Source organism: Elusimicrobiota bacterium (assembly GCA_041658405.1).
GTDB lineage: Bacteria > Elusimicrobiota > UBA5214 > JBBAAG01 > JBBAAG01 > JBBAAG01.
This window is the reverse complement of sequence record JBBAAG010000031.1, coordinates 14,908-32,151: the sequence shown is the minus strand read 5'-3', so window position 1 is coordinate 32,151 and position 17,244 is coordinate 14,908. Positions and strand designations below refer to the sequence as shown.

The window sequence follows — 17,244 nt, the reverse complement described above, 5'->3', positions numbered from 1 at the left end:
CCATAAGAAACGGGAAATCACCGATATTCCATGCTTGACGCCAGCTGGTAATTAGTGCGGTAAGAAGCCTGCCGTAATCCGACTTCCTTTTACGGTTAGCTTCGCCTTGATACCAGATAACACCTTTAATGGTATAGTCTAATAAAGGCGCGATCATACCGTTGTAAAGTACTGATTGTTTTTGACTTCCTCCAACTGCCGGTTTTTTCTTCACCGGTTCTGTTGTCGTAAAAGTAGACTTAACTTCGAGATACGTATTTTCTAATTCAACAAGTTTTTTGTAATCTTCAACTAATACAGGATTTGTGGTAAGTTCATTTTTGCTCATCCACGCTTCTGCCGGTGTACCTCCGACAGAGGAGTTGATCAACCCAACAGGAACTTTTGTGGCGTCCACCATATTTTTTCCGAAGAAGTATGCAACCCCGGAAAAGTTGTGGACAGTCGATGGCAGGCATTCGTTCCATTTCGACCCGATAAACTCAAGTTCTGTACCCGTACTTTTTCTCGGGACAGTGAATAACCGGATTAACGGGTTAGTCGAGTTCGCGACGTCAAATGCAGCATTCGATGTTTTTGACATTGTCCATGCCATGTTAGACTGCCCGCTGCCAACCCAAACATCACCGACGAGGATATTATTAAGTTCAATAATATTTTTGCCTTTAATAACCATTTTATACGGCCCGCCGGGAGTTAGGTTTTTAAGTTTTAGCATCCACTTACCGTTTTCAGTGGTGGTTTGTACCTGTTGCCCGTTAAACTCAACGGTAACATTCTCGCCATTATCAGCGTAACCCCAGACTTTAGTTTCTACCCCGCGCTGAAGGACCATATTGTCTGAAAACAAACCAGAAAGCGTTATATCCGCGTTTGCCTTTACAGTTGTTGTCAGTACCAAAATCACAGCTAATGTGTTACAAGTAACTTTCAGATTCACCATACAATACAAACTCCTTTAATTATTTAAATTTATCTCCAAATATTACTACCAGAAATGCTTATCTCTGCGGGAAAAAAGTATTGTGATTGCCCAGGGGGATAAAACAATACCGAATGCCAGTAAGCCCATTATTTTATAGAACGGGTATAGCACAAGTGCCATCAATAATATTGCAAATACCGAGTATTCTTCCGACAGGATTGCTATAACATTGGATAGCCATTTCATATAAGAAGAATACATCTGTGTACCGCATGAGCTACAAGTATACCGCAAGTTACTATTAGCGGTATCACATTTCAGGCAAAGATTAACTACCGATACATAAGTGTATAGCACATCCATTGTATTAGGATTCTTTTCTAATGTTTCAAGCCGGGATGCAAGTCTATCACCGGGATGCATCTTTAATGCTTTACGGTAATGAATCTTTGCTGTGGATAGTTCTCCAAGTTGTTCAAACAGTTTCCCGATTTTCTCAACCGCTGCGGCGTTATCCGGGAATTCTTGTATTGCATTCAATGATTCTTTCATCTCTTTGTTTACCGTTTCCAAAACAAGCCTGCGTTCGTACCCTCTGCGGTAAAACTGTACTGCTGAAAATAATAGAGGCAGTATCGCTATAATTACTAATACCAGAGGGGCGTTAAATAACCCAATGAATCCAAGTGAAATTATTATCCAAATGCTCAGTAAAAACTGTCCTAACGAAACTCTAGGATGCGTACTTATCCTGTTGATCCCCAAAAATATGCCTACAAAGAATAGGCAATAGAAGAAGATAATTAATAATAACGTTTTCATCGTAGGGATACTATTTTACTGATACCCTCACAAAATTTGCGGGATTATGAAACGTTTGCTTTATCTTTGCCCAGGAAATGTTGATATTTCCTAAAGCAACGTGCCGGCAAAGGTTTAACGCAAACGATTGTACTGTCGGGAATTTGTTTATAGGGAATACAATTTCTGTGGACCAATAATCATTCCCTGCGAAAGTGGCAGTTACGTATTCACCATTCCATGCAGGATCCTTACCCGCACCTTCAGACGTACACTTCTGGTCAAACCTTACATTTTTACTGTTAAGCACTACGTGATAATAATTACTTCGTTGGTCGGTAGGATCAAAAAAGATTTCAATCGCATCATCCTGGAACACAGAACTATCCGTATCAGTTTTTGCTGCTACCAAATCCTTTACACCCTGCCCGCCACAGAGTATACCGATATAAACGTTACTGCTGTCAACAACAACATATCCGGTAGTTTGCATGGTAAGTATTGCACCGTCAAGCGCATAAAAATCTGTAACCACCCCTTTATTCGTTGTCCAGACAGGTTCGTCAAGTTTGCCATCGCATACAATGTTTGCGTTAACGGTTTTGTTTATCTTCATTTCTATAACTTCCGGCATTCCTTCCCATAACAACGGGATTGGTACCTGTATACCCTCCCAATTATCGGTTCGGAACGGTGATGCGGGAAGGTTAGCGGAATTAACGATATTATTCACCGGCGCGATTGCCCATGCGTACCGCACAGCAACCGGGTTAGGTACATCTTTTGCACTGACAACCACAGTGTCTTTATCCATGATCTCAGCTTCTGCGTTATAGAACACTTTATCCTCGCCCGCAATACAGAACCATGCAGGACTCTGGCCAGGTTTAGTTGTCTTTATCCCATCGCCTATATATTTGAACTTAACATACGCCTTCCCGTTTTCGTATTTAACAGAATCATATATTGGGCCGGAATAGATAAGAGAATTATTCTTTTTTTCAAGATGTTCCGCTAATAACGCTAATCGTTCCCCTACCGGCCGTTTGTTCGGCGGATGAATTCCCACATCACCAACGTCAATACATATAGCCATACCTGTATTTGGTACAGTCTGCCAAGTTTGTACTTGTGTTTCCCTTAACAATGGCCATTGACCCTTATCCGGCTTATTGGGTTTACCAAAATATGAAAGTTGAACGAATAAGAACGGAAATTCCGGGATGTTCCAATTTTTACGCCAACTATTAATCATCGCAGGAAAACATTTACCGTATGCCGCAGCACGCGGAGCGTTAGCTTCACCCTGGTACCAAATAGCGCCTTTGATTGTGTAGTTAAGTAACGGCGCGATCATACCGTTATATAATCCAGACTGTGTTCTCCACACCCTGTTTGTGCGTTTAGGTTCCGCTGTACCGTCAGCCTTAGCTTTTGCGATTGCCTCTTCTTCTTTTTCCGTTGCTTTTTTGATATTGGCTTCAGTATCAACAACCCATTTGTTTGAATCTACGAGTTCAGGGTTTGATTCCAGCTCTTCCTTCGGAGTCCATGATTCTACCGGTGTACCTCCGACTGAAGAATTTATCAAGCCGATAGGTATATTCTGAGTATCAACAAGTTTACTCCCAAAAAAATAACCGGCTGCGGAAAAATATGAGATAGTTTTTGGATTACATTCTGTCCATGTAGAGTTAAGAATTTCTATCGCGGTAGTGCTGTCCAATCTGGGAACGGTATACAGCCTCAGCCTCGCGTTAGTCGAGTTTACGATTTCTTTATCCGCATCTATACAACTCTTTACCGTCATCGCCATGTTTGACTGCCCGCTGCAAACCCAAACATCGCCAACGAGGATGTTGGATAGTTCAATCTTATTCTTTCCTTTAATAATCATTTTGTATGGCCCGCCGGGCTGCAGGTTTTTCAGGAGTGCTATCCACTTCCCGTCTTTTGCTACAGCCTGAACTTTTTGCTTATTAAATTCTACAGTAACCTTCTCGCCGGTATCCGCTAAACCCCATACTTTAGTTTCTTTTCCGCGTTGTAGGACCATGTTATCCGAGAACAAGCCCGATAATTTTACATCTGCTACTACTACCGAGGGGATTAACATTACTGCGGTTAAGGTTGCAGCAAGGACTGCATTAAACAAATTTGTTTTCACATTAATAAAATCCTTTCTTTGACTTACCCAAAAAATTGATTAAATAACATTATAACTTTTTTATTCTGTTTTTGGCATGTTTTCCAAGTTAGGAATAGGGACAGCGATATCTATCCAATCGTCAGTACGAAACGGTGATGCGGGAAGGGAGAGACTGTTGAACACGTTATTCACCGGTGCGATTGCCCACGCGTACCGCACAGCTACTGGGTTTGTAACTTCCTCCGCACTTACTAAAATAGTATCTTTACCAATGACCTCTGCCTCAGCATTATAAAAAACTTTATCTTCGCCGGCTATGCAGAACCATTTTGGTTTCTCGTTTTCCGGTAAAATCCTAATTCCATCAGCGGTATGAGCAAATTTAACATACGCTTTCCTGTTTTCAAACTTTACCGAATCGTATATCGGGCCGGAATACTCTGTTGTTTGTCCATACGCAATTGCGCCTGCTGCTAGAGCCAGCCGTTCCCCTACCGGTTTTTTGTTTGGCGGATGAATCCCGACATCACCAACGTCGATAGATACCACCATCCCGGTTTTGGGTACTGTCTGCCAGGTTTGTACTTGTGTTTCCCGCAACAACGGCCATTGCCCGGCATCTGGTTTATTGGGGTTTCCGTAGTAGGAAAGCTGGACGAATAAAAACGGTAATTCAGCAATACCCCAGTTTTTACGCCAACTATTAATCATCGCAGGAAAACATTTTCTGTACGCTGTTGCTCGGGGTGCGTTGGATTCGCCTTGGTACCAAATCACGCCTTTAATCGTGTAGTTCAGTAACGGCGCGATCATGCCGTTGTACAATCCAGACCGTGTTTTCCACACCCTGTTTGTGCGTTTAGGTTCCGCTGTACTATCAGCCTTAGCTTTTGCTATTGCCTCTTCTTCTTTCTCCGTGGCTTTCTTGATATTGGCCTCAGTATCTACAATCCATTTGTTTGAATCTGCGAGTTCGAGGTTTAATTCCAACTCTTCCTTTGGTGTCCACGCTTCAACTGGCGTACCGCCAACGGATGAGTTTATAAGGCCTATGGGAATGTTTTGAGTTTCAACGAGTTTACGGCCAAAGAAGTAACCGGCTGCGGAGAAACAAGGGACAGTTCTTGGATCACACTCTGTCCACGTTGAGTTGACAACTTCCCTCGGAGTAGTAGTATCCAGTATTGGTGAGGTGAATAATCTCAATTGCGCGTTGGTAGAGTTCGCGGTTTCGTAATCCGCGTTGATAGTCGATTTTAATATCATTTCCATGTTTGACTGCCCGCTGCAGACCCAGACATCACCGACGAGGATGTTGGAGAGTTCAATTATATTCTTCCCTTTGATAACCATTTTATATGGCCCGCCGGGTTGCAGGTTTTTCAGGAGTACCATCCACTTTCCGTCTTTGGCGATAGATTGCACTTTTTGCCCGTTAAATTCTACAGTAACCTTTTCGCTGTTATCCGCATAACCCCATACCTTGGTTTCTATACCGCGCTGGAGGACCATATTGTTAGAGAACAAGCCTGATAATTTTATACCTTCGGGAAACATTTTTGTTTTCACTTTACAAATTCTTTACTCGTTCATCGTACTCCTTAGTCTTTTTCTCGAGGTCAGCAGCTAGTTTGATAAATGATGAGTACAAAGTGTCAAGTTCAGCTTTAACCTCTTTATTCCGTTTGGGCAGTTCCGCGATGAGTTTAATATCCTGTTCCATTGAAGCCTTAACCAGTGCCTCGTCATTCATCCTGAGTTCATGTTCCAGAGTATCTATACGTTTCTCAACTTTATTAATTTCTTTGCTTAATGGTTTCAATACAGCATCTCGTTCTTTTAACAAATCCGACTTTACTTGCCGTGCATCAGCTTTTATTTTGCGGATAAGTTTTCTGTCTTCCTGGGATAACGATGCGGACTTCAACGCATCGGATGATTTATCATTATTTTGTCCTACAACTTCCTGTTCATACTCATATTCATCGCTCCACCCGACATTTTCGATAAAATCGCGATAGCCGCCTTCGTACAGCAAAACTTTATTGTTATCGAACACAACTAACCGTTTTGCCAGGCGTTCAAGAAAACGTTCGTTATGTGTTACCATCACTACCGACCCGTCAAAATCGTCAATAGCATCCATCAGCGCTTCCGACGAGTCCATATCCAGGTGGTTACTTGGTTCATCAAGTAACAACAGGTGGCACGGGGTCATAACAATCTTGGCTAGCATCACACGGTTTTTTTCGCCACCGGAGAGGACATGTACCTGTTTTAATGCGTGATCATCACTGAACATCAACATCCCGGCAATGTTGCGTGCTGCCTGCAAAGACCCTGTTTCGGAGACAGACATAATTTCATCAATCACGCTGTTCTTAGGTGTCAACCTTAAAAGGTTGGGTTGCCCAAAGTATCCAAGTTTGATATCAGGATTGTATTTTACAAAACCGTCTACAGGATAAAGTTCCTGCGCGATGAGTTTTAACAATGTCGACTTACCTTTCCCATTTTTACCAATAACACAAATGCGTTCATGTTTACCGATGGTTAACGTAAAGTTGTTGATTAGCATATTATCTTTGTCAGTATCGTATTTGAACGAAACATTCTCTATCTCAGTCATTTTTGAGGAAACAAAAGGTAATGCGCGGAAGGAAAAATGTAAAGTATCGATCTTGGTAAGCTGTTCTTTCTCGCCCATCTTTTCAAGCATTTTCATTTTCGACTGTACCTGTGATGCAAGCCGTGCTTTTGCTTTGAACCGATCAATAAACACGGTCAACTGCCGGCGTTTATTTTCTTCATTCACCCTGGTTTTTTCATAGACTTCTTCTTCAGTCTCAATTTGTTCATATAGAACGTCAGTTGTACCCCGTACTTTCCGTACTTTACCCCGGTGAATACCAACAGTATGAGTAGTAAAACTATCCATAAACCCGCGGTCATGCGTTATCACTATCAACTCATGCTGCCATCCTTTAAGAAAACTTATAAGCCACCGTGAAGCAACGATATCAAGATAGTTGTTAGGTTCGTCAAGCAGTAATAAGTCGGGTTCGGATATCAACACCTTTGCGAGGTTTAACCGTATCTGGTATCCTCCTGAAAAAGTTGACGGGGGGCGTTCCATATCCTCTTTTGTAAACCCGAGGCCGAATAAGATTTTTTCTACCCGCCAGGTATCGTACTTATACTCTTCCGGCAACTTTGAACAACCTTCTTTTAAAACAGTATCCTGCGTGAAATTTATGTGCTGTTCAAGATGGCCGATACGATATCCTTTAGGGATAGAAATTGTCCCGCTGTCAGGTTCAACTGTTCCAAGGATTAGGTTGAACAACGTTGTCTTCCCGTGTCCGTTCCTCCCGACAAGGCCAATTTTTTCTTTATCATTAATACTAAGCGTGATATTATCGTATAATACCTGTCCGCCATATGATTTGCTGATATCTATTAGATGGATCATAAAAGTTTTTGTACTACATTCCTATTTTTTCTTGAGTGTTGCCATACAATCCGCAAATTCTGAAGAGGAAGACGCACTACTTGTCGTCCAAAATAATTTATTTGATTTTGTATTATTCCATACCTTTGGTAAATTCTGTAATTTACCGCCCCGCAGCATACCTTTCCCACGGTTGTCAATATCGGTGTATAACGCTGACCAATCCTTACCCTCATTACCCGCACCGGGAACCCATTGGATTATATCAAGTTTTTCAATTTCACAGATAGCTGCTACATGTTTGACAGCACCTGGCCCGTCAAGGTGGTACTCTCCTGCGTCATAACGGTCAATTTCTTCCCGGATATATGGTAACGCAAACTCGCGGAACATATCCGGGCTTATCATACATGAAAAATCGCATTGCGCAACATTAATTCTTCCACGGGAATACATTCCATGGCGGTTTATACTGCCATACTTATTGTATTCAAATACTTTGCTAAACTCATCAAGCACCTGTTTATGCGCAACAGATATTTGTTTAAGGCAACGATGTACACCTTCAGGGTTATCCACGAGGTCCATCAATAATTCCTGTGTTCCGCGTAACGCAGCTAATGCATCGAGGTTTGCTACCAGTGTCGGTGATGCGATTAAAAGTTTTCCTGCACAGCGTTTTTTTAATAATTCCGCTCGTTCGACTATAAACTGCCATCCTTTAGAGTTGGTTTGAAACCGTATCTCCGCGCTATCCAAGTTTTTTATAATCGGTACCATCCACCCATGTCCCGCCTCGCCATCAGTATCCGTTTCTTCCGCACCGAGGAATGTTGCAAACTGGTTTGCCGTGAATTCAAGATAATAAAAAGGAATAGCGGAGTATAGAAAATCGTGGGTTTCCGCCCAGCGTAATAGCTGGTCGATGACTATGTTAAACTCACCATTCTTACCTGCAGCATAAGGCGGTTTTGCGACTGGTTCTATACCTGGTTTTGGTAGTACTGCCGAAATTATTGGTAACATATTTTTACCGGCCCAGAAATTATCCCATACTTTCTGTGCTTCAGTAAAGTCCTTCTTAAACTCTAATTCCATTTATTGTTCCTTAATTCTAGTTTTAGAATTGTTATAGTATAATTCAATAACAATAGCATTGTCAAAATATGAATTCTACAAAATATTCTTTACAAAACAAAAATTAGCGTGTATAATTTAAATTGTGTAGCAAAACTTCAAATATCAATATCATTTTTATTTTCATAAAAGTTAGCGAAAGGAGTACGAGAATGAGAAAAGTAGTAGTATTGTTAGCATTACTCGCGGTAGTATTCGCGGGTAGAGTGTCAGCAGCAGGTAATGGGGGTGGGTTAGGAATAGGGATAATACTTGGCGAACCTACAGGTATTGCGGTGAAGGTTAGTAAGATTCATGGCGCAATCGCATGGTCAACCGCTGGTAACTGGTTACATGTTCACGGGGATTATGTTCTTTACCAGAACACAAACTTGATCTCCGAATTTCCGTTATACATCGGCGTTGGTGCGAAGGTTGGTATTGGCAGCGGAGTAGGCCTTGGCGTACGCGTTCCGATAGGCTTGGAATATAAATTTTCCGATGCACCGCTGGATATATTCTTTGAAGTCGTTCCGGGCCTCGGCATTCTTCCGGGAATCGGTTTTGGCGTAGACGGCGGTATTGGTATCCGTTATTATTTTTAGATAATAAGCAGCGTAAGTTAATAATAATCCCTCGGTTTTCTTCGTAAAAAGAATTCCGGGGGATTTTGTATTTGTATTACAATACCATATTTTCGTAAAATAGAATACTATGAAAAGTTATAGCCACAAAAAAAATATAGTAATTCTTTCCTTAGTGGTATTTACAATTATCAAAAGTGTGTGTTTAGTATTTGCCGGTGATGCAGTACAGTTGTCTCCGGTAGAAATTAATGTTAACAAGTTCGGGTTGCTGACGTTATTACCGCCATTAGTGGCGATTGTATTGGCGTTTGTCACGAAGAACGTGTTAGTTTCTCTTACCGCCGGGGTGTTGACTGGAACGTTTATGCTCAACCTTGATGGAAATATCGTTAAAGCGTTATTTAAAATGTTTATAATGTTTATCGAAAAACTTCGTGGATCGCTCGCAAGTAAATGGAACGCCGGGGTAATACTGCAGATACTAACTATTGGCGCGTTGATCGCATTTATCTCAAAAACCGGCGGGTTGAAAGCTGTGGCGGAAGGGTTGGCAAAACAAGCAAAAACGTCGCGCAGCGCGCAGGTCGTTGCGTGGATGCTGGGGTTAATAGTGTTTTTTGACGATTACGCGAACTCGTTGATCGTTGGGCCGGTGATGCGTCCCGTAACAGACCGGCTGAGAGTCTCACGCGAGAAACTTGCGTTTATCGTTGATGCTACTGCCGCACCGGTAGCGGGGATTGCGCTGATCTCCACGTGGATAGGGTACGAAGTCGGAGTCATACGTGACGCGTATGCGATGATAAACGTTGACGTCAATGCGTACTCCGTTTTCGTCTCGTCAATACCGTTCAGGTTTTACAATATATACATGCTTTTGTTCATTCTGTTCATGGCATTACTTCTGCGCGACTTCGGGCCGATGCTGAAAGCCGAACGTCGCACCCGTAGTACTGGTATACCGTATGAGCCCGATGCAAAACCGTTGATCTCAGACGAGCTTACACGGTTGGAACCCAAACCGGGAGCAAAACTCAACCCGTGGAACGCGATTATCCCGCTTGCCGTATTGATATTGTTTACATTAGGCGGGTTTTATTATAGCGGGTACAAAAATATTTTGTGCGGGACGAAACCGGCGCTTGTGATGTTGATACAATCTGCACCGTTATCGTTTGCTGCGTTACGTGAAATCCTTGGTGCGTGCGACGCAAGTATTGTAATGTTTCAGGCAGCATTTCTTGGCTGTGTAGTATCCATTATCATGGGTATGTGTCAAAAAGTATTTGATTTATCCGAAGCAATCGATGTATGGATAAAAGGGATGCAGGCATTGATGATTACCTGCGCAATATTAATACTCGCCTGGGCGTTGAGCAGCGTGATAAAAGACCTTGGTACTGCGAAGTATTTGGTGACAATGTTATCGGACAAAATTCCGGCGTTTGCGTTACCGACGATAATATTTTTACTTGGATGCCTAATATCTTTTTCAACCGGCACGTCGTACGGCACTATGGGTATCCTTATGCCGTTGACCATCCCGCTTGCATACGCAATCTCGCCGGACTACGGATACGTTGTATCCAACGTTGGCGCGGTACTTACCGGCGCGGTGTTTGGCGACCATTGCTCGCCGATATCTGATACAACAATACTATCGTCAATGGGCTCTTCATGCGACCATATGGACCATACAGAGACGCAATTGGTGTATGCTGTGGTGATAGGACTGGTTGCCGCGGTGTTTGGCTACCTTTTGGTAGGTACCGGGATAAACGTGTACCTCGCGTTGTGTATTGGTACGGCGGTAACGTTTGTTGCAATTTATTTACTGGGCAAACCGCTAGGGAATTATCGTGCGGAGTAAAATGTTGTGACAATAAAACTTGTAATAGTACTTCTTGTGTCCATTCTGCTGATTAACATCCCTGTTTTTGGTAAAACCACTGCTGCAAAAGAGAAGAAAGATTTGTCCGCAGACATTGCGTATGTGCATACAGGGTTAGTTAACATCCAGGCAGTTGACCCGTCAATTAAAGTCCAGCTCGTGTATTCAACTACCGACAATTTCTTGAAATCCGACGCGTATGGCGATCTCGAAACAGCGTACCTGCAAAAAGATGCTGCGGTAATGCTTGCCAATGCACAACGGTTACTGCAAAAACGTATGCCGGGATACAGCTTGATTGTTTACGATGCTGCACGGCCGCGCAGCGTACAACGCGTCATGTGGAACCTCGTGAAAGGGACGAAGGTCGAAGACTTTGTTGCCAATCCCGAGAACGGATCCGTTCACAACTACGGTTGTGCGGTGGATGTTACAATTCTTGACGATAAAGATAAACTGCTGGATATGGGCACGGAGTTTGACTTTTTTGGCGATCTTGCGCGGACGGACATCGAAGACAAGCTGTTTGCAGAAGCGAAACTTACAAGACGGCAATATGATAACCGCATATTATTGCGCCAAGTAATGACAAAGTCGGGGTTCCAGATTATTGAAGAAGAATGGTGGCATTTTGACGCGTTCCCTCGGAAAGTTGCGAAACGAAAATACAAGATTATTGAGTAAGACAATTAGAAACAACTTCTTCAGTTCCTAAAAGTATTACAGGTTTTTTTGTGGGGTCAAGCCATTTGAGGAGTTTCACCATATTCTTTTCACTCATCGAAACACAGCCGGCAGTAGGTTTTCCATACTCGCTCCAGAGATGCACAAAAATTGCGCTGCCGTTTCCGGGAACCACAGGGTTTGTGTTGTACTGTATCCAAATTACATACTTATACGCGTCATTGGATAATACCATTTTCTCGTACGATTTAACGTTAGGGTCAAGCTTGTCTTTTCCGCGAATCCATGTGTTATACTGCGGTGAGTCCTTGTCATCCACCCAGTAATCATCTGTGTTTGACTGTGTGTAGGGCATCTTCGTATCAACTGTTGGCAGGTATCCGTACACCGGCCCGAGGGGGTAAACACCAGACGGCGTATGCCCATCGCCTTCACGTTTCTGTCCGGGTTCCGCGAATCCTGTCCGCCCGATATTAACTTTCTCCGGGCCAAAAACCTTATTCCATTTATATTTTCCCTCTGTTTTTTCGAATACCATCATTGTCCCTGTAATTGTGTTATATCCGGTAGTAGTTACAAGTAATACCTGCTGTCCGGTAATCATACTTAATCTGTCGATCTGCTTCGTATAACTTTTCACCGCAGTGTTTCCTCCACAACTTGAAGATAGGACTGATATAATAATTAAGAATATTATAAAAATATATTGCATAACTACATTATATATATTTTACTTCTTCTTTTTACGGATGAGGTCTTTTGTGAGGTTATACACGATATCAATATTACCGTCACTGGTTTCTTTCAGTAAATCAGTAATTGTATTGATAACACTATTACCCAAACTTTTGTTGGTATGCAAAGACTGAAAATCAAATAATGAAGATATCGTAGTATTCAAAGTATCTGACACTTTCAGAAGTACGTCCAGGCTCATTCCTTTTTGTCCGTGTTCAATCTGGCTGATAAACGTTGGATGGACATTAACCTTCTCAGCCAACATTTCCTGTGTATACCCTAAGCGTTTACGGAGAGACATAATCTTTGTTCCTAATAGTTTTAACATTTCATTGTATTCCATAATACCAACCCTCTGCTTTTTTTGTATTGCCTGGCAAATAACTATTTATTTGTTCTGTAATAAAATGATACTTCAACACAAACATGTACTGAATAGACAGAAAGTAAACAATAATATTACTGAAAGTAATACATAAAACACGCAAAGTTACCCACGCGAAAATAAGGTATAATATCTTCCTTGTAACAGAGAAAAGATTTATGAAGTATTTAATAATGGAGGTTGTATAAAAATAAACTATGAACCAAAAAACATTTATTGTAATCGGTGCAGGTCATCGCGGGCGTATATATTCTCGGGTCGCAAAATTGTTTCCCGATAGAGCGCGGATCGTTGGTATAGCGGAACCCAACGATTTTTATCGCGATTATATGGTAAAAGAATATAACATCCCTCTGGAGAATGTGTATACCGATTGGAAACAGTTGGCGGGACAAAAAAAGATTGCCGATGCTGTGATCATAGCTACACAAGACAAAATGCATGCGGAACCCGCAGTAGCGTTTGCCAATCTCGGCTATCACATAATGCTTGAGAAACCTATGGCTACCACAGAAACCGACTGCCGGCGTATCGTTGACGCAGTTATAAAAAACAAAATTATTTTCGCAGTATGCCATGTAATGCGGTATACAAACTTTACACATAACCTCAAATCAATCCTTGATTCCGGTGTTATTGGCGATATTGTCACTGTACAGCATCTTGAGAATGTGGGGTACTGGCATCAAGCGCATTCGTATGTCCGGGGTAACTGGCGGAATGAACAACTGTCCTCTCCGATGTTGTTAGCCAAATCATGCCATGATATGGACTGGTTAAGGTATATAATGAACGTACGGTGCAGAAAAGTTTCATCTTTTGGGTATCTCACGTATTTCAAACGCGCAAATCAACCGAAAGGCGCAGCGGATCGGTGTTTTGACTGCAACGTAGAGTCCACATGTCCATACTCTGCGATTAAGATATATCTTCGCCACGCAGCGAATAATAGGTTCGGCTGGCCGGTGGACGTAGTGACACACGAGAAAACCTATACCGCTGTACATGAAGCCATAAAAACAGGCCCTTACGGCCGTTGCGTGTTCGCTTGTGACAACAATGTTGTGGATAATCAGGTGGTCAACCTCGATTTTGACGGTGACCGTACGTGTGTGTTTACAATGACTGCGTTTAATAAAACAGGGCACCGTAAAACGCGTATCTTTGGAACCCGGGGTGAAATCTATGGCGACGGGTTGAATATCATTGAACGATACGATTTTCTTACGGACAAAACTGAAATCATAGATCTTAGTAAACAAGGGCCTGTTACCAGCGGGCATGGCGGGGGAGATAATGGATTGGCTGGCAGTTTCCTTGATGCGTTAATCAAAGACGATCCTTCTACGATCCTTTCCGGGCCGAAGGAAACGCTGGAGTCACACCTTATGGTCTTCGCTGCGGAGAAAGCACGGAAAGAAAACCGGGTGGTTGATATTGAGTTATGAGATAGGTTGTAAAGTATGACACAGAAGACAAGCTTGCGTGCATCATTCTACGACGGATTTTTCAGTACAGTGATGGTCGGGTTGACATCAAGTTATATGTCACCGTTCGCGATCCTGGTTGGAGCAAGCAACTTTGTTATAGGCTTGCTTTCCGCACTACCTCAGCTGGCAGGCGCGGTTTTACAGCTGCGTTCCGCAGAGGTTACCGACCTTGTCGGCAGCCGCGTAAAATTTACGGTAATTGGCGTTGCGATGCAGGCAACTGCGTTGTTATTGATGGCGTTCATAATTATGTTACCGCAAAGCATTAGAATCGAAACATTCCTTATTCTTGCAGTGATATCCGGTTCCAGTGTTGCGTTCATTGTTCCCGCATGGGCGAGTTTGATGAGTGATACTATAGATAAAACAAAGTACGGCACATATTTTGCATGGAGAAATAGGATTCTCGGGATAGTAGCCGTGATAGTTAGTTTGGCCGCTGGTGTTTTTCTTTCCGCTATAAAGAATAAAGTGTTAGGTTTTTCAATACTATTTGTCTTAGGCGCAGTTGTGCGATACATATCGGTGTATTATGTTTCCCTTATGGATGACGTATCAGTCATTAAAGCTAAAGAAAAAAAGTTTACATATCTACAATTCATCCTCCGCGCGAAAGAAAGCAATTTTGCTAAGTTTGTTATTTTTATGGGTATTTTGTATTACACCACGTTCTGGTGCAGCCCGTTTTTTGCGCCGTATATGCTAAAAGAACTAAAGATGGACTATACAACATATATTTTGATACTTACAGCTGGGAGTATCGCCGGGATTTTTTCATTGCCATTATGGGGGAAGCTTACCGACAAGTATGGTAATGCAAAGATTATTAAAACTTCTGCGCGATTGATGCCGTTGATACCTTTGCTCTGGATAGTGTCCGGGAATACGGTGTACTTGATGATAGCGAACGCGTTGGCGGCTTATATATGGTCAGGTATGGGACTAGCAGCTATGAATTTTATTTTTGATACTGCCAGTCCGGAAACCCGCACACGGTGTGTGGCGTATTACAACTTTACAGTTGGGGTCTGTATATTTTTGGGAAGTATTACAGGTGGATGGATAATCTCAGTCGTTCCTCCGCTAGTGTTCAATTCTACATATTTAACAATGTTCCTGATCTCCGGAATCGGGCGTTGGCTTTGCGATTTGTTTATGCTGAGTAATTTTGAGGAAGTGAAGCCTGTCGAACATATAGGCGATCGTGAAATACTGGTTTCAGTCATAGGGATAACTTCACCGGTATCCAATATAGTGTCCGATGTATGGTCCTTTTTCTCGCCAGGGGAAAACTTTGTACGTGTAAAACATTTTTGGAAAGTTCTCACTACCGGCGAATTTGAGGAAGATAATGTCGCTAAAACAACGGAGATTAATAGTAATAAATAGGACTCAGAACAAGTTCTCTTCCTTATTTTTTGTATGAATAATTCCCAGATGTTTGTACGCATGTTCGGTTGCTACACGTCCCCGTGGTGTACGTTGTAGAAATCCTGCTTGTATAAGAAATGGTTCATAAACGTCAGTCAAGCTATCCGTTTCTTCAGAGACCGCTACCGCAATGGTATCAAGCCCAACAGGGCCGCCCGAGAATTTTTCAATAATTGCAGCTAATATTTTGCGGTCAGTAACATCCAATCCCGCAGGGTCGATCTCCAACGCCGCAAGCGCATTCATCGCAACTTCTTGTGTGATAACACCGTCTGCCTTAACCTCCGCGAAGTCGCGTGTACGGCGTAATAAGCGGTTAACTATCCTCGGTGTGCCTCTTGACCGCTGTGCGATTGTTGCTGCGCCAGGGTCGTCGATACAGATATTCAAAATACTTGCGGAACGAAGGACTATCTGCTTCAATTCAGCCGGAGGATAAAAGTCAAGGTTTGCAACTATACCAAAGCGTTCACGTAAAGGTGAAGTTAGCAATCCTGCGCGTGTCGTTGCGCCGATAAGCGTAAACTTAGGTAATGGTAACCGCATAGTACGCGCTTGAGGGCCCTGTCCAAGGATGATATCAAGTTTATTTTCTTCCATTACAGGATACAACGCCTCTTCCACTGAACGGTTAAGCCGGTGGATTTCATCTATGAAGAACACATCGCCGTCTTTTAATCCTGTAAGTATTGCCGCTATATCGCCTACACGTTCAAGTACAGGCCCTGAGGTGGTACGGATATTAACCCTCATTTCATTGGCTATAATGTTAGCAAGCGTAGTTTTCCCTAAACCCGGCGGGCTATAGAACAAGCAGTGATCCAGCGGTTCTTTCCGTTTCCTTGCGGCTTCAATAAAAACTTTGAGGTTGGATTTAAGTTTTTCCTGGCCTATAAATTCGGTCAGTACCTTTGGGCGTAACGATGTATCCACCTGCTGTTCGTCAGCAGAGGTTTTGGTAGAGTTAATCAGGGTATCACGTTCTTTTTTCATTTCCAAACTTTCTTAACGCGATGGTAATAATTTCTTCTGCGGTTGAATTGGGTGTTAGTTCAGTATCTACAGCTTCAACAGCATCACGTGCATCGGGTTCTTTGTATCCTAACCCCACTAGCCCGGCGATTGCATCCGTAACGTTCCGCGTTTTTGTTACTACCTGTTCGGTATCATCTCTGTCACCGGGGATTACCCAGTCTTTTATTTTACCCTTCAATTCCAGTATAACTTTTTCAGCGGTCTTTTTCCCGATCCCGGGGATAGTAGTAAGAAAATGTATATCGTTTTCAAGTACAGCTTTACGGAACATTAAAGGATGCGCTACAGACAGGATTGACAACGCTATCTTCGGGCCGACATCGTTAACTGTCAGTAGTTTTTGGAATAAATCGCGTTCTTCTGTTGAGGTGAACCCGTATAGTTCCTGTGAAGTTTCACGGATATAAAAATGAGTGTAGAAGACCACATACTTTCCGACAGATGGAAGTTTTTGGTAAGTATTCTGCGAGATAATAACTTCATAACCTATACCGTTTACATCAATAACAGAGGAACTCATACTTTTTTCTGCTAATACACCTTTGATAAAACGTATCATAT

14 protein-coding genes and 1 pseudogene are annotated in these 17,244 nt (G+C 42.5%); 5 read left to right on the top strand and 10 right to left on the bottom strand.

Going from position 1 to position 17,244, the window contains the following annotated elements; all coding sequences use genetic code 11:
- The 6 genes and pseudogenes from WC955_06915 to WC955_06890 form a co-directional block, all read right to left on the bottom strand.
- A partial coding sequence (locus WC955_06915) for a sialate O-acetylesterase (protein MFA5858779.1) occupies positions 1 to 943 on the bottom strand: 943 nt, incomplete at its 3' end.
- A 45-nt stretch (positions 944 to 988) separates the two neighbouring features.
- Positions 989 to 1,690: a hypothetical protein gene (locus tag WC955_06910; GenBank protein MFA5858778.1), complete on the bottom strand. Its 702-nt coding sequence runs from the start codon at positions 1,688 to 1,690 to the stop codon at positions 989 to 991.
- 67 nt (positions 1,691 to 1,757) lie between these two features.
- A complete protein-coding gene (locus WC955_06905) occupies positions 1,758 to 3,893 on the bottom strand; it encodes a sialate O-acetylesterase (protein ID MFA5858777.1) in 2,136 nt (711 codons plus the stop codon).
- Positions 3,894 to 3,953: 60 nt separating this feature from the next.
- Positions 3,954 to 5,444 (bottom strand): sialate O-acetylesterase, encoded by a 1,491-nt coding sequence (locus WC955_06900; protein ID MFA5858776.1) that lies wholly within the window; start codon positions 5,442 to 5,444, stop codon positions 3,954 to 3,956.
- A 409-nt stretch (positions 5,445 to 5,853) separates the two neighbouring features.
- Positions 5,854 to 7,347, bottom strand: a pseudogene (locus WC955_06895) (ABC-F family ATP-binding cassette domain-containing protein).
- 21 nt (positions 7,348 to 7,368) lie between these two features.
- The gene (locus tag WC955_06890) at positions 7,369 to 8,424 is read right to left on the bottom strand and encodes a hypothetical protein (protein ID MFA5858775.1); all 1,056 of its coding nucleotides are present in this window, start codon (positions 8,422 to 8,424) and stop codon (positions 7,369 to 7,371) included.
- A gap of 191 nt (positions 8,425 to 8,615) precedes the next feature.
- Between WC955_06890 and WC955_06885 the strand changes: the two genes are divergently transcribed.
- The 3 genes from WC955_06885 (at position 8,616) to WC955_06875 (ending at position 11,604) form a co-directional block, all read left to right on the top strand.
- A complete protein-coding gene (locus WC955_06885) occupies positions 8,616 to 9,047 on the top strand; it encodes a DUF3996 domain-containing protein (protein MFA5858774.1) in 432 nt (143 codons plus the stop codon).
- Positions 9,048 to 9,156: 109 nt separating this feature from the next.
- The gene (locus tag WC955_06880; protein ID MFA5858773.1) at positions 9,157 to 10,899 is read left to right on the top strand and encodes a Na+/H+ antiporter NhaC family protein; all 1,743 of its coding nucleotides are present in this window, start codon (positions 9,157 to 9,159) and stop codon (positions 10,897 to 10,899) included.
- Positions 10,900 to 10,905: 6 nt separating this feature from the next.
- Positions 10,906 to 11,604 (top strand): M15 family metallopeptidase, encoded by a 699-nt coding sequence (locus tag WC955_06875; protein ID MFA5858772.1) that lies wholly within the window; start codon positions 10,906 to 10,908, stop codon positions 11,602 to 11,604.
- Here WC955_06875 and WC955_06870 read toward each other — a convergent pair.
- Together WC955_06870 and WC955_06865 are read right to left on the bottom strand one after the other, a co-directional pair.
- The gene (locus tag WC955_06870) at positions 11,594 to 12,244 is read right to left on the bottom strand and encodes a L,D-transpeptidase family protein (GenBank protein MFA5858771.1); all 651 of its coding nucleotides are present in this window, start codon (positions 12,242 to 12,244) and stop codon (positions 11,594 to 11,596) included. The genes WC955_06875 and WC955_06870 overlap by 11 nt on opposite strands.
- A 90-nt stretch (positions 12,245 to 12,334) precedes the next feature.
- Positions 12,335 to 12,685 carry a helix-turn-helix transcriptional regulator gene (locus WC955_06865; GenBank protein ID MFA5858770.1) on the bottom strand — a complete coding sequence of 117 codons (351 nt, stop codon included), beginning with the start codon at positions 12,683 to 12,685 and terminating at the stop codon, positions 12,335 to 12,337.
- Positions 12,686 to 12,924: 239 nt separating this feature from the next.
- Here WC955_06865 and WC955_06860 point away from each other — a divergent pair, with 239 nt between their 5' ends.
- On the top strand, positions 12,925 to 14,175 hold the full coding sequence (locus WC955_06860; protein ID MFA5858769.1) for a Gfo/Idh/MocA family oxidoreductase: 1,251 nt from the start codon (positions 12,925 to 12,927) through the stop codon (positions 14,173 to 14,175).
- A 15-nt stretch (positions 14,176 to 14,190) separates the two neighbouring features.
- A complete protein-coding gene (locus tag WC955_06855; protein MFA5858768.1) occupies positions 14,191 to 15,606 on the top strand; it encodes an MFS transporter in 1,416 nt (471 codons plus the stop codon).
- A 3-nt stretch (positions 15,607 to 15,609) separates the two neighbouring features.
- On the opposite strand, the gene ruvB is transcribed toward WC955_06855, so the two are convergent.
- Positions 15,610 to 16,641, bottom strand: coding sequence for a Holliday junction branch migration DNA helicase RuvB (gene ruvB, locus WC955_06850; GenBank protein MFA5858767.1), 1,032 nt, complete (start codon positions 16,639 to 16,641; stop codon positions 15,610 to 15,612).
- On the bottom strand, positions 16,625 to 17,242 hold the full coding sequence (gene ruvA / locus WC955_06845) for a Holliday junction branch migration protein RuvA (protein MFA5858766.1): 618 nt from the start codon (positions 17,240 to 17,242) through the stop codon (positions 16,625 to 16,627). The genes ruvB and ruvA overlap by 17 nt, the downstream gene beginning before the upstream one ends.
- Between the last annotated feature and the right edge of the window lie 2 nt (positions 17,243 to 17,244).